This is a genomic window from Lelliottia amnigena (genome assembly GCF_019047465.1).
GTDB classification, from domain to species: Bacteria; Pseudomonadota; Gammaproteobacteria; order Enterobacterales; family Enterobacteriaceae; genus Enterobacter; species Enterobacter amnigenus.
The window spans coordinates 51,414-65,473 of sequence record NZ_CP077236.1 but is presented as its reverse complement, the minus strand read 5'-3'; the positions used below and the strand labels follow the sequence as shown (position 1 = coordinate 65,473).

17 protein-coding genes are annotated in these 14,060 nt (G+C 51.8%); 8 read left to right on the top strand and 9 right to left on the bottom strand.

Annotated features, from left to right (window positions below; all coding sequences use genetic code 11):
• Positions 1 to 90 precede the first annotated feature (90 nt).
• On the top strand, positions 91 to 954 hold the full coding sequence (locus I6L74_RS00340; RefSeq protein WP_059179604.1) for an N-acetylmuramic acid 6-phosphate etherase: 864 nt from the start codon (positions 91 to 93) through the stop codon (positions 952 to 954).
• A gap of 57 nt (positions 955 to 1,011) precedes the next feature.
• On the opposite strand, the gene ompC is transcribed toward I6L74_RS00340, so the two are convergent.
• Entirely contained in the window at positions 1,012 to 2,133 is a 1,122-nt protein-coding gene (gene ompC, locus I6L74_RS00335; RefSeq protein WP_059179605.1) for a porin OmpC, read from the bottom strand.
• 368 nt (positions 2,134 to 2,501) lie between these two features.
• On the opposite strand from ompC, the gene I6L74_RS00330 reads away from it, so the two are divergent.
• From I6L74_RS00330 to I6L74_RS00320, 3 genes are read left to right on the top strand one after another with little or no spacing between them, the layout of a single operon-like run.
• Entirely contained in the window at positions 2,502 to 3,203 is a 702-nt protein-coding gene (locus tag I6L74_RS00330) for a phosphohydrolase (protein ID WP_059179606.1), read from the top strand.
• A gap of 43 nt (positions 3,204 to 3,246) precedes the next feature.
• Positions 3,247 to 4,680 carry a DNA cytosine methyltransferase gene (locus tag I6L74_RS00325; protein WP_165770418.1) on the top strand — a complete coding sequence of 478 codons (1,434 nt, stop codon included), beginning with the start codon at positions 3,247 to 3,249 and terminating at the stop codon, positions 4,678 to 4,680.
• Positions 4,661 to 5,152: a very short patch repair endonuclease gene (locus I6L74_RS00320; RefSeq protein WP_059179608.1), complete on the top strand. Its 492-nt coding sequence runs from the start codon at positions 4,661 to 4,663 to the stop codon at positions 5,150 to 5,152. The genes I6L74_RS00325 and I6L74_RS00320 overlap by 20 nt, the downstream gene beginning before the upstream one ends.
• Here I6L74_RS00320 and yedA read toward each other — a convergent pair.
• Positions 5,124 to 6,038, bottom strand: coding sequence for a drug/metabolite exporter YedA (gene yedA, locus I6L74_RS00315; RefSeq protein ID WP_059179609.1), 915 nt, complete (start codon positions 6,036 to 6,038; stop codon positions 5,124 to 5,126). The genes I6L74_RS00320 and yedA overlap by 29 nt on opposite strands.
• 177 nt (positions 6,039 to 6,215) lie before the next feature.
• Between yedA and I6L74_RS00310 the strand changes: the two genes are divergently transcribed.
• From I6L74_RS00310 to dgcQ, 3 genes are all read left to right on the top strand, one after another.
• Positions 6,216 to 7,127, top strand: coding sequence for a DUF808 domain-containing protein (locus tag I6L74_RS00310; protein WP_059179805.1), 912 nt, complete (start codon positions 6,216 to 6,218; stop codon positions 7,125 to 7,127).
• A gap of 78 nt (positions 7,128 to 7,205) precedes the next feature.
• Positions 7,206 to 7,388, top strand: coding sequence for a YodC family protein (locus I6L74_RS00305; RefSeq protein ID WP_059179610.1), 183 nt, complete (start codon positions 7,206 to 7,208; stop codon positions 7,386 to 7,388).
• A gap of 125 nt (positions 7,389 to 7,513) precedes the next feature.
• On the top strand, positions 7,514 to 9,208 hold the full coding sequence (gene dgcQ / locus I6L74_RS00300; protein ID WP_059179611.1) for a cellulose biosynthesis regulator diguanylate cyclase DgcQ: 1,695 nt from the start codon (positions 7,514 to 7,516) through the stop codon (positions 9,206 to 9,208).
• Here the strand turns inward: dgcQ and I6L74_RS00295 are convergent.
• Both I6L74_RS00295 and yodD read right to left on the bottom strand, forming a co-directional pair.
• Positions 9,175 to 10,002 (bottom strand): mannosyl-3-phosphoglycerate phosphatase-related protein, encoded by an 828-nt coding sequence (locus tag I6L74_RS00295; protein ID WP_059179612.1) that lies wholly within the window; start codon positions 10,000 to 10,002, stop codon positions 9,175 to 9,177. The two genes, dgcQ and I6L74_RS00295, sit on opposite strands and share 34 nt — an antisense overlap.
• 305 nt (positions 10,003 to 10,307) lie before the next feature.
• A complete protein-coding gene (gene yodD / locus I6L74_RS00290; RefSeq protein WP_015959546.1) occupies positions 10,308 to 10,535 on the bottom strand; it encodes a YodD family peroxide/acid resistance protein in 228 nt (75 codons plus the stop codon).
• Between the two features lie 128 nt (positions 10,536 to 10,663).
• Here yodD and dsrB point away from each other — a divergent pair, with 128 nt between their 5' ends.
• A complete protein-coding gene (gene dsrB / locus I6L74_RS00285) occupies positions 10,664 to 10,852 on the top strand; it encodes a protein DsrB (protein ID WP_015959545.1) in 189 nt (62 codons plus the stop codon).
• 100 nt (positions 10,853 to 10,952) lie between these two features.
• On the opposite strand, the gene rcsA is transcribed toward dsrB, so the two are convergent.
• The 5 genes from rcsA to fliO all read right to left on the bottom strand — a co-directional run bounded on the left by rcsA (position 10,953) and on the right by fliO (position 14,058).
• Entirely contained in the window at positions 10,953 to 11,576 is a 624-nt protein-coding gene (gene rcsA / locus I6L74_RS00280) for a transcriptional regulator RcsA (RefSeq protein ID WP_015959544.1), read from the bottom strand.
• A gap of 287 nt (positions 11,577 to 11,863) precedes the next feature.
• Positions 11,864 to 12,658 (bottom strand): flagellar biosynthetic protein FliR, encoded by a 795-nt coding sequence (fliR, locus tag I6L74_RS00275; protein ID WP_059179613.1) that lies wholly within the window; start codon positions 12,656 to 12,658, stop codon positions 11,864 to 11,866.
• Positions 12,659 to 12,666: 8 nt separating this feature from the next.
• Positions 12,667 to 12,936 (bottom strand): flagellar biosynthesis protein FliQ, encoded by a 270-nt coding sequence (gene fliQ, locus I6L74_RS00270; RefSeq protein WP_015959542.1) that lies wholly within the window; start codon positions 12,934 to 12,936, stop codon positions 12,667 to 12,669.
• A gap of 10 nt (positions 12,937 to 12,946) precedes the next feature.
• On the bottom strand, positions 12,947 to 13,684 hold the full coding sequence (gene fliP / locus I6L74_RS00265; RefSeq protein ID WP_059179614.1) for a flagellar type III secretion system pore protein FliP: 738 nt from the start codon (positions 13,682 to 13,684) through the stop codon (positions 12,947 to 12,949).
• A complete protein-coding gene (fliO, locus tag I6L74_RS00260) occupies positions 13,684 to 14,058 on the bottom strand; it encodes a flagellar biosynthetic protein FliO (protein WP_059179615.1) in 375 nt (124 codons plus the stop codon). Before fliO ends, fliP begins: the two co-directional genes overlap by 1 nt.
• Between the last annotated feature and the right edge of the window lie 2 nt (positions 14,059 to 14,060).

The following is a 14,060-nucleotide window of genomic DNA, read 5'->3' as shown; positions in this document are numbered from 1 at the left end:
TACAAATACATACCTTTTCGTGACCCCCCTCGCAGGTGACCTATATAAAACACTTTATAGTGTAAGGGAATTCATACAAGGAGGCAGTTTATGAGCGTTAAGCTGAACGGTTTAGTCAAGGAAAGACGTCACGCGGATACGGCGGATATCGACAGGTTGTCGACCCTGGACATGCTGAATGTGATTCATCAGGATGATAAAAAAATAACCGAATCCATCACACCCTTTTTACCCGTCATTGCCCACGTGGTCGACAACGCGGCCGCAACCCTGAGTCACGGCGGCCGGCTGGTGATGGTTGGAGCAGGAGCGTCTGGCCGTGCGGCGGTCCAGGCTGCCTTAGAATTTGCCCCAGGCAAACATCCTGTCATAGCGCTTGAGGCCGCAGACGGCGCGGCAAATTATGACCGTGGTGTAGCCGACTTACAGGCGATTAATTTTGGTGAGCACGATATGATGCTGGCGCTGACGGTTAGTGGTAAAACGCCGTGGGTCTGGGGGGCAATGCGACATGCCTGGTCGCTGAGATCGCCTGTTGCCATTATTACCCGCGACGAGCAGAGTGAAGCGGCGCAGCTGGCGAGCTGGGTGATTGCTCCGCAAACGGGCGCAGATGTGGTAGCCGGTTTTCATACCGTCAAAGCCGCGATGGCGCAAAAATTGATCCTGAATATGATTTCAACCGGATTAGCGGTCCGTTCAGGGCGCGTTTACAGCAATATGCGTGTGGATCTCGAGGCCAAAAATACCCGGTGGGCCGAGAGACAAATCGCGATTGTGATGGAGGCGGGCGGATGTTCGCGTACCGTGGCGAAAGCGGCGCTGGAAAGTTGTAATCAGCATTGCAAAACAGCCGTATTGATGGTCATGACCGGTTTGGATGCCTGGCAAGCACGCGATTTGCTTGAGCAGAATAACGGTTTTATCCGCGTTGCATTACAGGAAGCGCCGTAATTGAAAGGTACGGCTAATAAAAAAGGCCGCAGCTGCGGCCATTGATATTTATGGAGATTAGAACTGATATACAATGCCTACCGCGGTGATGTCATCGGTACTGATGCCATTCGCCTGATAGAACATGTCGTCTTCATCCAGCAGGTTAATTTTATAATCTGCATAAATAGACATATTTTTATTGAAATAATAGCTTGCGCCCACATCCGCATATTTAACGAGATCTTTTTCACTGCCAAAAGCGGTATTCAGATCCTGTCCTTTAGAAATCAGGATAGACACTGCCGGGCGCAGACCAGAATCAAACTGGTACTGTGCGGTGCCTTCAAAGTTTTTGGTTTTGTTCGCGACGGCGGAGTTTTTATTGCCATACGGCGTCATATTACGGGTCTGAGAATACATCGCCGCCAGATAAATATTGTTGGCGTCATATTTAATACCCGCCGTCCAGGCTTCTGCTTGTTCACCGCCCGCCGCCGTGGTGGAATTTACCTGATCGGTGGTACGGTCAGACGAGGCGAACGCTGCACCGGCGCTAAAGCCCATGCCAATATCGTAGGTTGAAGAAATACCGAAACCGTCACCATTTTCATGACGAATATCGCGACCGTTGTCGTTATTTGTGCCTTCGTTACCATTGCCCGCGCTTTCGTTATTACCCTGATACTGCAATGCGAAGTTCAGACCTTCCACCAGACCGTACAGGTCCGTGCTGCGGTATGTCGCCACGCCGTTGGCGCGGTTGGTCATAAAGTTATCCGCTTTACTATAGGTGTCGCCGCCGAATTCTGGCAGCATATCTGTCCAGCCCTCAACATCGTACAGAACGCCGTAGTTACGGCCGTAATCGAATGAACCATAATCACCAAACTTCAGGCCCGCAAACGCGAGACGCGTCCACGACTGGTTGGTTGCGCTCTCGGTATTATTGGCCTGCAGGTTGTACTCCCACTGGCCGTAACCCGTCAGCAGTTCATTGATTTGCGTTTCGCCTTTGAAGCCCAGACGTGCATAAGACTGATCGCCATCCGCGCCAATATCATCAGAGAAGTAATGAAGACCATCCACTTTGCCGTAAAGATCTAATTTATTGCCATTTTTGTTATAAATTTCTGCTGCGTTCGCGGCACCTGCGGCCAGTAAAACAGGCACCATAATAGCCAATACTTTTCTTTTCATTATATATTCCTTTTTAACATCACTCATGTGAATAAACGTAATCACCCTCCGCAATTACATCGGCGATACTATTCGAATCATGAAATTAAGTTTCAATAATATATGTAATTAAATGATGTTATTTAATTCTAAATGTTGCTGAGGGCTGGGTTATTTCTTGGGTGAATTTTACAGAGGCTAATATATTAAATTTTGATGTTTTTATTATTGGTGCTTTTAAATGATCAATGAATTTCCATACATAAATTCTGAAATACAAGGCTAGAGATGAGTCAAATTAAATTGATTTGTCGTAAATCGCTGGGTAAATCTGGCGTGTTAGTGCGGCAGAAAATTGCTATGGTGGACGCATTAATGAAGGAGGGATCATGGCGCTTACCCACTGGCAGCACCGCTTCGAAAACTGGCTTTCAGAAAATCATGACACGGATGATACCGCGCATGACATTTCGCATTTTCGCCGCGTGTGGATGACGGCGCAGCGAATGATGACAGGGCAGCTCATCGACCCGCTGGTGATTCTTACGGCATGTTATTTCCACGATATTGTCAGCCTGCCTAAAAATCACCCTGAGCGCGGGCAATCCTCGCGGCTTGCGGCGCGCAAAACCAGCCAAATTCTGCACGACGCTTTCCCCGATTTTCCCGAGGAGAGTATCCCTGCCGTCCAGCACGCGATCGAAGCGCACAGCTTTAACGCGGGCATTGCGCCGCAAACCCTGGAGGCGAAAATTGTCCAGGATGCCGACAGGTTAGAGGCCCTCGGTGCGATCGGGTTGGCTCGCGTCTTTGCGGTTTCAGGGGCGCTGGGCGTTGCCCTGTTTGATGCCGATGATCCCTTTGCTGAATCGCGCGAACTGAATGATAAAACCTTTGCGCTCGACCATTTCCAGACCAAGCTGTTGCGTCTGCCGGATACCATGCAAACCGAAATGGGCCGAGAGCTTGCGCGTCATAACGCCGATTTCCTGGTGCATTTCATGGCGAAACTGAGCGCTGAATTGCAGGGCGATTGTCTTGGCATCGATTCACAGGTATTGAGCCGATTCCAGCGCAGTCTGTCACGCTGAACTATGGTAATCTGTTCCCAGTCTTTTTCGTCCGGTTGAAGGTATGCAGGAAAAACTATCAGTGACTGAGCCCGCACTATTGCTGGCAGAGAAATCAACGGCAACGGTGCAGGATTTACTGTGCAAGCTGCTGACCATCTATGACGCCAAAACGCTGGTCAACCAACTGAATGCGCAAGGCGAGAGCCACTGGAGTCCGGCGATCCTCAAGCGGCTGGTTTCGAGCGAGCGGGCAGGCCATCGACTGAGCGAGGGGGAATTTGCTCTCCTGCAAAATCTGCTTCCACGCCCACCGGCTATTCATCCTAATTATGCGTTCCGCTTTGTCGATCTGTTTGCGGGCATCGGTGGCATACGTCATGGTTTTGAGGCGATTGGCGGGCAGTGCGTCTTCACCAGCGAATGGAACAAACACGCGGTGCGCACCTATAAAGCAAACTGGTACTGCGATCCCAACACCCATCAGTTCAATGAAGATATCCGCGATGTCACGCTAAGCCATAAAAGCGGCGTCACGGATGCTGAAGCGGCTGACCATATCCGACGCACCATTCCGGCGCATGATGTCCTGCTGGCGGGCTTTCCGTGTCAGCCGTTTTCACTGGCGGGTGTGTCCAAAAAGAACGCCCTCGGACGTGCCCATGGGTTTGCCTGCGATACGCAAGGCACACTGTTTTTTGACGTGGTGCGCATTATTGACGCACGCCGTCCGTCTGTTTTTGTGCTCGAAAACGTCAAAAATCTCAAGAGTCACGACGGCGGGAAAACCTTCCGCATTATCATGCAAACGCTTGATGAACTCGGCTACGACGTGGCCGATGCCCAGGATATGGGTGCGAACGATCCCAAAATTATCGATGGCAAACATTTCTTGCCTCAGCATCGCGAGCGGATTGTGTTGGTCGGGTTTCGCCGTGATTTAAACCTGAAAGGTGATTTTACCCTGCGGGATATTCCCTCGCTTTTTCCGGCGCATCGACCGTCCGTGGCGGAGCTCCTGGAACCGGCATTTGATGCCAAATTCATCCTGACCCCAGTGCTGTGGAAATATCTCTATCGCTATGCCAAAAAGCATCAGGCGAAGGGCAACGGCTTTGGTTTTGGGATGGTTGACCCGCTCAATCCAAACAGCGTCACCCGCACGTTGTCGGCGCGCTATTACAAAGACGGCGCTGAGATCCTCATTGACCGGGGCTGGGATAAAGCCCTTGGCGAGATCAATTTTGACGATCCGCAGAACCAACGCCATCGCCCGCGTCGGCTGACGCCGCGTGAATGCGCGCGCCTGATGGGATTTGAATCGCCCCAGGGGTACAGCTTCCGTATTCCGGTTTCTGATACCCAGGCCTATCGGCAGTTTGGTAATTCCGTGGTCGTCCCGGCGTTTGCAGCGGTGGCAAAACTGCTGGAATCACGCATTAAACAGGCTGTCAAATTGCGCCAGGGTGAGGCCGTCAATGACGGATGTGCACAGTAAGGCGACGCGCAGCAAAAACATGCGTGCTATCGGCACGCGTGATACGGCGATTGAAAAACGGCTTTCAGGCCTGCTAACGCAAGCGGGTTTTGAGTTTCGCGTTCAGGATGCCGCGCTGGCGGGGCGGCCTGATTTTGTGCTGGATCGCTATCAGTGCATCATCTTCACCCACGGCTGTTTCTGGCATCATCACGACTGTCATCTGTTCAAAGTGCCTGCCACGCGCACTGAATTCTGGCTGGCAAAAATCGGTAAAAACGTCGAGCGTGACAGGCGCGATGTCGCCACGTTGACGGCGAGCGGATGGCGAGTGCTGATTGTCTGGGAGTGCGCGTTGCGCGGCAGGTTAAAGCTTGATGACGCTGCGCTGACGGAGCGTCTGGAAGAGTGGATCTGCGGCGGCGGTCAGGCCGCGCAGATCGATACGTCAGGAATTCATCTGCTTACGGTTTTTCCACCTCACAGGGTGTAATAATGGGTTTAGCCGGGATAAGGTATTTCCCGAGCGTGACCAGCACCACCGCCATGATAATGACACCCAGCGCTAACCACTCGACCGACGACAGCGTCTCGCCTGCAAACGTTGTCCCTAACAGCACGGCCACCACCGGGTTTACGTATGCGTAGCTGGTGGCGACGGCAGGACTGACGTTACGGATCAGGAACATATAAGAGTTAATGGCGATAATCGAGCCGAAAATGGCCAGATAACCCACCGCCAGGAAACCAGAAAGACCCGGCATGGCCGTGAGTTTTTCACCTGTGATCGTTGATGCAACTAACAGCACGATTCCCGCTGCCAGCATCTCAATAGCGCCCGCCATCATCCCGGACGGTAATTCGATGCGCGACCCCAGGACGGAACCAAACGCCCAGCTCAGGGAACCCATCAGGATCAACAGCGCTCCCCACGGATTGCCGCTCAGGTTGCCGCCGCTGTTAAGCAAAATAATTCCCGCCAGGCCAATACCAATGCCCATCCATTCCAGTTTGCGGGTGCGAATGCCGAACAGACGGCTAAAGCACAGCGTAAACAGGGGAACCGTCGCGACCACCACCGCCGCAATGCCTGACGGCACGTTCTGATGCTCTGCCACCGTAACAAAACCATTGCCGACAGCGAGCAGAAGCAGGCCGATCAGCGCCGCGTTTATCATCGGACGCAGCGGGGGTAATCGATGACCACGGAGCAGTAAGAAGGCCAGCAGCAACACGCCAGCCGATAAAAAGCGGATGCCCGCCATCATTAGCGGGGGCCAGCTTTCCACACCGACGCGAATGACAAAATAGGTGGAACCCCAAATGATATAGAGCGAAAAAAGTGCTCCAATAAGCGGTAATAGTTGCCTGAAACGCATAGTCCCTCACGGCGAATTAAAAAGGTCGCTCATAGTAAACGTCAAAACTATCGTGCTGGCGAGTGCTTTAGTTGTATCAATGATGTGAATTATTTGTTGACTTAAGGCATGGGTTTCGAGGTTCTGATTTTTACTCCATACTATTCACTTAATTATCAAAATAAGAAGGATCAGATTTTGGCAGGAAGTAGCTTATTAACATTATTGGATGATATTGCCACGTTGCTGGACGACATATCGCTGATGGGGAAACTGGCCGCGAAAAAGACGGCCGGTGTATTGGGTGACGACCTATCGCTTAACGCACAGCAAGTGTCTGGCGTTCGCGCCAACCGTGAGCTGCCCGTGGTGTGGAGCGTGGCAAAAGGTTCACTTCTCAATAAGGTGATTCTGGTGCCGCTGGCGCTGCTGATCAGCGCGTTTATTCCGTGGGCCATCACGCCGCTGTTAATGATAGGCGGTGCGTTCCTCTGTTATGAGGGCGTTGAGAAGGTGCTGCACTCTTTTGCCTCACGTAAGGATGAGGAGACACCGCAGGCTCGCCAGCAGCGCCTGGAGGCGCTCGCCGCGAAGGACCCGCTCGCCTTTGAACGCGATAAGGTCAAAGGCGCAATTCGTACCGATTTTATTCTGTCGGCAGAAATCGTCGCCATCACGCTGGGGATTGTTTCAGAAGCCCCGCTGCTGAATCAGGTGCTGGTGCTCTCCGGTATCGCGATCGCCGTAACGATTGGCGTTTATGGCCTTGTCGGGGTGATCGTTAAGCTCGATGACATGGGCTACTGGCTGGTGGATAAATCCAATAGTCTGGCAAGAATCATCGGTAAAGGATTGCTGGTGCTGGCGCCATGGCTAATGAAAAGCTTGTCGGTGATCGGCACGCTGGCGATGTTCCTGGTGGGCGGTGGGATTGTGGTGCATGGTATTGCACCGCTGCACCACGCCATTGAACATTTTGCGCAAGGACAGGGGAGTGTGATGTCTGCCATTTTACCGACGATCGTGAACCTGGTGATTGGCTTTATTATTGGTGTCATCGTCATCGCGGGCGTGAAAGGTATCGCAAAACTGCGCGGTGTTTCGCACTAATTGTTCTTTGCGCGCTATGGAAAAAGGGCCATTCCTCGTCTAGATTGAAACAGTTTCACCCTGATACTGGAGGCGGTTATGGTCTTTGTGGTCAGTGATGAAGTTAAGCCTAAAAACGGTGGCCCACGTATGATTGTCACGGGATATTCCAGTGGCATGGTGGAATGCCGGTGGCATGACGGTTTTGGCATCAAGCGAGAAGCTTTTCGTGAAGAGGAGCTACTGCCGGGTGACAAACCGCAGCGACGCGAGACGGCTTAATCACGTAAAGCCCGGCATGTCCGGGCTTTTTGTTGGCTATCGCTTCAGGCGACACTTGTCTTAATGTATCGAACCGTCGGGCTTAGGTATGATGCGTAGAGTAAAGATGTGATCAGGGAGTTTGTGTGCAGCGCGAGACCTTTGTCATCAAGAAAAATCTGCTGGAACGGTTACGTCACCACCCCGGTCAAATTGTTAACGCGTGTTTTCTGGTCGTCCTCATTTTTTCCACCATTCTGACATGGCGAGAAGTCGTTGTGCTGGAAGAGGCTTATATTTCAAGCCAGCAAAATCATCTGCAAAATGTAGCCAACACGCTGGACCGGCAGCTCCAGTACAGTGTCAATAAACTGCTCTTTTTCCGTCAGAGCATGGGTGATGCGTTGCAAACGCCGCTTGGTTTTCGCGTATTACAAGATGCGGTCCAGAATTTTAACACTCTGCGTGCAAAACCCTTCTGGCAGCTGGAAGTTGAGCAGCGGCGTGCGCTGCCGATAAACGGCGTGTCTGATGGCATGGTTACGCAAACAACACTTCTGGCGCGCGATGATAAGCGGATCGGCAGAGAACTCTCTGCTGCACTGGAGGTGGGCTATTTACTGCGCCTCGCCGTCTCGCACGCCAACAATAAAGAAAAGGGCGTCACATACGTCTCGCGTGCGGGATTTTTTGTTTCGACGCTGCCCGCCGCGCTTAACACGTCCATCATATCCCGTTACTACGATCTGGTGACGCGCCCCTGGTTCACCCAACAGACTGACCGCGGCAATCGAGCACGTGCGGTGCGCTGGTTTATGGCTCCCTTTATCGCGGGACAAAATGAACGCCTCATCACCGCCAGCGTGCCGGTGTATCAGGACAACTACTGGTATGGCGTGCTGGCGATGGATTTCACGCTGCCAACCATGACCCAGCTGCTGATGGACGCCGTTGATCAGCACAAAGACGGTGAATACCAGCTGTATGACAACCGCCTCAATCTGATTGCGACCTCTGAAGAAAACACCGAACGCGTCACGCAGTTTGATGCGCAAGAACTCGCTCAAATCGCGCATGCGGTGGAGAGCGATACTCAGGGAGGGCTGCGGTTGAGCACGCAGTTCATCAGTTGGGAGCGGCTGGAGCACTTTGATGGGCTGGTGCTGCGTGTTCACTCCCTCAAAGAGGGCGTTCGGGGCGATTTTGGTAGTATCAGTATTGCCCTGGCATCGCTGTGGGCGCTCTTTACCGCGACGCTGTTGATTTCGTGGCTGGTGATCCGTCGGATGGTAAGCAACATGTATACGCTGCAAAATTCATTGCAGTGGCAGGCCTGGCACGATCCGCTCACCCGGCTCAACAACCGCCGTGCGCTCTTTGATCGGGCAAAGGCTCTGGCCGAGGAGTGCCGTCAGCAGCAGCTGCCGTTCTCGGTCATTCAGCTCGATCTCGACCATTTCAAAAGCATTAACGATCGATTTGGTCATCAGGCGGGGGACAAAGTGCTGGCCCACACGGCCCGGCTGATTAAGCACGCGTTGCGAAATAGCGATGTGGCAGGGCGAGTGGGCGGTGAGGAGTTCTGCGTTGTGCTGCCGGGCGCGACAGCGGAGCAGGCGGCTGGTGTGGCGGAACGTATTCGGGTCTCCATTCATCGAAAAGAGATCCTGGTGAAGAAGAGCACCACGGGGCGGGTTAGCGCTTCGCTTGGCGTCAGCAGCACGGAAGAGAACGCCAGTTTTGATTTTGAGCAATTGCAGTCCATTGCCGATGCGCGTCTCTATCTGGCGAAACAGCAGGGGAGAAATCAGGTGGTGTGTCGCGGTCCGGATAAAAAATGATCCAGCCCTTCTCGCCAGCCCTCAGGCCCTGCCTGTTGAGTGTGATACACCCGCTCCGGGATATCCTCCTGGAGCCGGATACCGAGTCGATTGATGCTTTTCACAACTACGGCGTAATCGACGTTATCAAGCAGCGGGGCGTCGTTTGGACCGTCGCCAAGGCCAATGGTGGTCGGCACAAAACCCTCGCGCTTACGGTACTCATCAATTAACCAGTTCACCGCCTGATCTTTCCCGCCGCGCGCGTCGAGAATGTGCCAGAACCGTGCGCCCTGGATGAATTTAAATCCCATCTGAGCCAGCTCAGCCTCAAACTTTGTCATCTGTTCGTCGCTATCGCGCCAGATTAGGGTCACCGACGCCTCATGCAGTCGCGCCAGGGATGACCTTTCGCGATTAAGCCCGGTCCACTCGCCGATAACCCGTTCATCAACATCATCAAACGTCGTGAATTTATAGCCGTCGCGCTCGCGCAGCGGGTTAATCACAGCGCAAATGTCGCTGTGCGGCGTGCCATTGATCAGCCGTGGCGCATCGGGATGGTCATCCCAACGCACATCCAACTGAATCACCGCGCCGTTCTCGGCAATAAACGGCAAGCCCTCCAGCCCCAAATCCTGCTGGATCTCAAGCGTTTCAGCGGCCGTTTTGCTGCTGCACAAAATGACCGGAATCTGATGGTCTTGCAGCTTATCCAGCCACGGAGAGGCGGGACGCCAGTCGTAGGTATGGATATCCAGCAGGGTTCCATCCAGATCGGTAAAGACTAAAAGCGTCTCCTTGAGTAAAGACATGGCATCTCCTGATTAACCGTTGTTTCAGAACGGACCTAAGATAAATCCTAAAGCTAATCGTGCGTTTTTGTTCCCGATAATGGAAACGATCCCAACAACCCTTGTGCTGGCAGGCGTTGGGGATTTATAACCAAAACTGAGGGTTATAGATGAATGTATTTATGATCGGAATATATCCTTGTCATGCAAAATAATTGGGGATAAGGTAAATCCCACATCAGATTTCCTGGTGTAACGAATTTACAAGTGCTTCTTGCATAAGCAAGTTCATCCCGGTCATCCCCATGACCGGGATTTTTTTCGCCTCAGCGATTCACTTCCGTCACGCTAAAATCATGGATATCTAACTCAAACGCCTCTGCCAGTTCGCGGTAGGTGTGGTAGTCATGCCCGTTGACGACCACACGTGTGGGGTCATCTTCCGTGCGCCGCACTTCGCTTTCACTGATCTCATTGATGGCGGCCAGCAGGGCATCGACATCCACGTTCACTTCTCGCTTGGCGGTCTCGCTGTACTCTTTCGCGGTTTTCATCACGCATACCTCATTTCACCGGATTCAGCGTTAAGTATAGACTGCCCACAAAAGCGGCAATCATTCAGGCAGGCGCTGCCAGTTGTTGCGAATTGTTCTACACTGGCTCAAAACCACAGGAGGATTTTATGAAGGTCAACGATCGGGTAACCGTAAAGACAGACGGTGGACCGCGCCGTCCGGGCGTAGTGCTGGCAGTAGAACAATTTAGTGAAGGCGTGATGTACCTGGTGTCACTGGAAGATTATCCGCTGGGGATCTGGTTCTTTAACGAGATGGGGCATTCCGACGGGATCTTTGTCGAACTCGCTGAGTAGCGGCGTGTCGGGTGAGATACTGCTTACCCGACTCACTTCATCGAACGAAAAATCTCTGGCGAGGCCAGAGATTGATGGGGTGCAGAGGAGAATAAAATGATTAACGCATGTTCACGAAAATGCCATTTGTCACATTATCCGTCAGACGAACAACATGATAGATAACTTGTTTATTATGCGTTTTAATTTTCCTTTTAATATTTCCCTTATGTGAGGAAACGGTTTTTGCTTTGATATTCATCTGGTCGGAAATCTGAATTGTCCCTTGCCCCGCCATCCACATTCGCAACATACTCGATTCAGTACGGCTTAATGATAACGTGGGTAAGTTAAATTCTCCTACACTCTTCGCTTCTTTATTTAAATAATCACCCAAAATGTCATCCAGTGACTCGGGTTTAATCGACTTCGAACTGATCAATAAGTTTTTACGCACTAACAAATATTCATCGAAATGGATATTCGCAATTGCCATAAAAACAATAAACAGGGTTTTAGGATGCTGATTAATGATTTGCTTAATGTGCTGACTGTTGGCTGGATCGTGAATGAAACAGTCCTCATTAATAAACACCACGCCTGGCTTGTAAGCTTCACAAGCGGCTGCAAGTTCGTCAACATCATGTACATCATTGACGTCTCGTTTTTTGACCCCTCTACTTGCAAGATACCCGGTTAGCCCTAGCCGGGTGTAACTGCATAAATCCATAATGATCGTTGACATGGCATACCCTCACTCAATGCGTAACGATAATTCACCATCTGCCTGAGAGCTCAAAACAGCCATACGGGATGGATAAAAAAGGTATTAAACCTGTGAGCAATACAAAGACTTTCAGGCGAACTCACTATCCCGTAAAGTTACGTATAATTTGCCAGGAATCATCTTAAAGTAAAGTAAATATTAAGTATTGTGAAGGGCATAAAAACAAATAAACCGCACCAGATATATCCTGGTAGATGTTTTTCAGCTTTTATTTTAGGAATATCCTCAGAGAGACAATATAAACATCAGGGGTTAATATTTCGGGGTAGCTCACGAACAATATCGGATAAGAGGTTGAATATTTCGCTAAATAAATGCTCGCAGAAAGGTGCAATCAGCGGCATTAATAGTCCCATCAAGATCAAACCGACCGTCAGGGTGATGGGGAAGCCGATGACAAATACGGAGAGCTGCGGTGCCATTCGGTTCAGCAAGCCCAGAGACAGGTTCACGGTCAGCAGGAGGGTGATGACCGGCAGCGCCAGCATCAGTCCATTAATGAAAATCAGCCCTGCGGCACGGGTCAGTGCCAGAAACGCGTTGCTGTTCACCGGATTGCCGCCGATGGGCAAGGTATGGAACGTGTCCACCAGCATCGAAATCAGCCACAGGTGACCATTGAATGTCAGGAACAGCAGCATAGCCAGCATATCAATCACGCGGGCCAGCACGGGCATATTGAGGTGGCTGCCAGGGTCAAAGAAGGTGGCGAATGATAACCCCATCTGCAGGCCGATAAGTTCACCCGCGGTACGAATCGCCGCAAAGGCGAGCTGCATGGTGAAACCAATCGCCACGCCGATCAGCACCTGCTGAAGCGCAAGCCAGACTGCTTGCGGAGAGAAAATAGGGATATTCACCGGTGGCAACGTCGGCGCAATCACGAACGTAATCAACATTCCCAGGCCAATTTTGACCCGTTTAGGAATCGATTTTTCGCTCAGTATGGGCGCCGTCATGATCAACGCCATTACACGCAGTAGTGGCCAAAAATAGAGGCCAAGCCACTCCATGAATTGATCGCTGGTGAAATGTAGCATTCAGATAATCAGCCGATAATGTACGGCAGATTGGTAAACAGGTTGCGCATGTAATCGAGCAACAGATTGAGCATCCACGGTCCGGCAACAATTATGGTCACGAACACAGCGATGATTTTAGGAATGAACGACAGCGTCATTTCGTTAATCTGAGTAGCGGCTTGCAAAATACTGATCACAAGACCGGTAACCAGGGCCACTAACAGCAAGGGCGCGGCAACGGAAATGGCGACTTTCATCGCTTCCGTGCCCATCATCATGACCGATTCGGGTGTCATTGCGCGCTCCTCAACTGTAGAAACTTTGCGCCAGCGACCCGACAAGCAATTGCCAGCCGTCTACCAGTACGAAAAGCATAATCTTAAAGGGCAGGGCAATGGTGGCAGGGGGCACCATCATCATACCTAACGCCATCAGCACGCTGGCGATCACCAGGTCGATAATCAGGAACGGGATAAAGATCGTAAAACCAATCTGGAAGGCCGTTTTCAGCTCACTGGTGACGTAGGCCGGCAGCAAAATGCGCATTGGCACAGCTTCGGGCCCCTGAATCGGTCCCTCGTTAGCCAGACGAGCAAACAGCGCGAGATCCGCTTCACGCGTCTGACGCAGCATAAATTCACGCAGCGGCTGCGCGCCTTTTTCCAGCGCCACCTGCATGGAAATTTTATCTTCACTGAACGGCTGATAAGCGTCGGCATAAATTTTATCGATGACCGGCGACATAATAAAGAAAGTGAGGAACAGCGCTAAACCGAGCAACACCTGGTTAGGCGGTGCGGACGGTGTACCCAGCGCGTTTCGCAGTAAACCAAAGACGATAATGATGCGCGTAAAACTGGTCATCATCAGCAAAACAGCCGGGATAAACGTCAGAGAGGTGATAAAGACCAGCGTCTGCACCGGCAAAGACCAGCTTTGTCCTCCTCCAGCCATCGGAGTGGAAATCAGGCCTGGCAATTGCGCATAGACGGCGGGAGCAAACAGGGCGAGGCCTGCAAGCGTAAGGGACAACAAACGGCGCATCACGATCTCCCGGAACGCTTAAGCAAACTCTTTAACACGGACTGAAAATCCGCTGGATTCTCTGCGGTATCCTCGCCCGCAACGGGCGCAGGAGGCAGTTTATGAAGCACATTGATGTGTGATGCGGTGACGCCAAGTACCAGGCGCGCATCTTCAACGTCGACAATAATCACGCGCTCGCGTGGGCCCAGCGAGGTGCTGGCACTCACTTTCAAACCGCGCGTGTTGGCGGTTTTACCCGCCAGACCAAAGCGTTTCGCGAGCCACGCCATAATCAAAATAAAGGCAATAATACCCAACAGCGCACCGCTTACCTGAAGCAGCGGTGAGCCTGGAACCGCAGAGGGCTGCGAGACAATTGCCTGGGTTTTCATAC